At 74.5% G+C, this 2,314-nt stretch carries 2 protein-coding genes and 1 pseudogene; all 3 read left to right on the top strand.

The window, feature by feature from the left end; genetic code table 11:
• Positions 1 to 113 precede the first annotated feature (113 nt).
• Positions 114 to 440: pseudogene (locus tag JS521_RS30800) on the top strand (TOBE domain-containing protein); the annotation flags it as partial.
• A gap of 66 nt (positions 441 to 506) precedes the next feature.
• Positions 507 to 1,319 (top strand): molybdate ABC transporter substrate-binding protein, encoded by an 813-nt coding sequence (gene modA, locus JS521_RS30795; protein ID WP_205086215.1) that lies wholly within the window; start codon positions 507 to 509, stop codon positions 1,317 to 1,319.
• A 122-nt stretch (positions 1,320 to 1,441) separates the two neighbouring features.
• The coding region (locus tag JS521_RS30790) for an ABC transporter permease (RefSeq protein ID WP_205086214.1) at positions 1,442 to 2,314 on the top strand (873 nt) is incomplete at its 3' end.

The following is a 2,314-nucleotide window of genomic DNA, read 5'->3' as shown; positions in this document are numbered from 1 at the left end:
CCCAAATGCCCACACCCCCCCCCAATGGCCCTCGCGTGCCCAACCCCCCCCCCCCCCCCCCCGCCCCCCCCGCCCCCCCCCCGGGGGCCCCCCCCCCCCCCCCCCGCCCGGGGCGGCACGCCGGCCGGGTCGCGACCCATCGCGACGAGGCCGGCCGCAGGCTCATCGACGGCCGCGCGCTGGCCGCCTTCTCGATCGAGGTCGGCCAGGGTGCGGGCGGCGAGGACGAGGCCACCTACACCTCGGCCCGCAACGCGTTCCCGGGCATCGTCACCGCGGTGAAACTCGGCGACGTCGCGGCTCAGGTCGAGATCCAGGCCGGGCCGCACCGGCTCGTCTCGCTCCTGACCCGGGAAGCGGTGGAGGAGCTGGGCCTGGAGGTCGGTATGCAGGCGACCGCCCGTGTGAAGTCGACCAGCGTGCACATCGACCGCACCTGAGCCCCGCCCCCGTACCTCCGTACCGCATCCGCGGGTACGCCCACGCATCCAAGGAGCCTCGCCCTCATGTCTCTGATGCTCACCCGCCGCCGCGTGGCCGCCGCCGTCCTGGCCACCGCCCTCCTCGTCCCGCTCGCCGCCTGCGGCAACGACGACTCCGGCGCGAAGGACAAGGGCACGGCCGGCGGCTCGGAGACCGCGTCCGGCGCCCCGAAGGCCGACCTGACCGTGCTCGCCGCGTCCTCCCTGACGGACGTCTTCAAGGAGGCGGGGGCCGCGTACGAGAAGGCGAACCCCGGCACGAAGGTGACGTTCTCCTTCGCGGGCTCCCAGGAGCTGGCCGCCCAGGTCAAGCAGGGCGCCCCCGCCGACGCGCTGGTCACCGCCGACACCAAGACGATGGACGGCCTCTCCGGCGACACCGGCAAGCCCACCGTCATCGCCAAGAACCGACTGGTCATCGCCGTCGGCGAGGGCAACCCCGAGAAGGTCGAGAACCTCAAGGACCTCGCCGACCCGAAGCTGAAGGTCGTCCTGGCCGCCCCCGAGGTGCCGGTGGGCCGCTACAGCCAGCAGATCCTCGACGCGCAGAAGATCGAGGTGAAGCCGGTCTCCCAGGAGCCCAACGTCCGCGCGGTCCTCAGCAAGGTCGAGCTGGGCGAGGCGGACGCCGGGCTCGTCTACAAGACCGACGCCGCGACCGCCACCGACAAGGCCGACGCGATCGAGATCCCGGACGCGGAGAACGCCATCGCCTCCTATCCGGCCGCCACACTGAAGGCGTCCGAGCACAGCGAGGCCGCCGCCGCGTTCGTCGCCTGGCTCTCCACGCCCGCCGCGCAGGAGATTCTCCAGGGCGCGGGCTTCCAGCAGCCGTAACCGCTCCCGGCAGGCCCGTACCGTCCTACGGGCCTGCCGGGTTCCGCCCAGCTCGCCCCGGGCCAGGCGTCACCCTGCCGCCTGCCGGGCGACGCCTGGCCCCAGCCCGACGAGGTTCACCCATGAAACGACCGGCACTCCGCCGTACGCCCGGGGCCCGCGCCCCGCTGCTGCTGACGGTGCCCGCCCTGCTGGCCGTGGCGTTCCTGATGCTGCCGCTCGTCGGGATCCTGGTCCGTACCTCCTGGGGCGAGCTGGGCGACCACCTCACCGCCGAGGCCACCACCGAGGCGCTGCGGCTGTCGCTGGTCGTCTCGCTCTGGTCGCTGGGCCTCTCCCTGCTGTTCGGGGTGCCGCTGGCCTGGCTGCTGGCCCGGGTGCCGTTCCCCGGCAAGGCGTTCGTCCGCTCCCTGGTGCTGCTGCCGATGGTGCTGCCGCCCACGGTCGGCGGGGTCGCGCTGCTGCTGGCGTTCGGGCGGCGCGGGCTGCTCGGCCCGTGGCTGGAGGACACCTTCGGCGTCACGCTCCCCTTCCACACCTCGGGGGCCGTGCTCGCGGCGACGTTCGTCGCGATGCCGTTCCTGGTCATCTCGCTGGAGGGCGCGCTCGGCGGACTGCGCCCCCGGTACGAGGAGACCGCCGCGTCCCTCGGTGCCTCGCCGGTCCGGGTGTTCCTCACCGTCACGCTGCCGATGGTCGCCCCCGGGCTGATCGCCGGCGCCGCCCTGACCTGGGCGCGGGCGCTCGGCGAGTTCGGCGCGACCATCACCTTCGCCGGGAACCTCCCCGGCACCACGCAGACCCTGCCGCTCCAGGTCTATCTGCTGCTCCAGGACTCGCCGGAGGCCGCCACCTCCGTGTCGCTGCTGCTCCTCGCCATCGCGATGATCGTCCTGATCGCGCTGCGGGGCCGCTGGACCGGCACCCCGGGCGACCACCGGGACCTCGCGAGCCGTGCGACGGCGGCCCGCCCGGAGGCCCCGGCGGCCCCGCAG

The organism is Streptomyces durocortorensis (assembly GCF_016901035.1).
GTDB lineage: Bacteria > Actinomycetota > Actinomycetes > Streptomycetales > Streptomycetaceae > Streptomyces > Streptomyces durocortorensis.
This window is presented reverse-complemented; position numbering and strand designations above follow the sequence as displayed.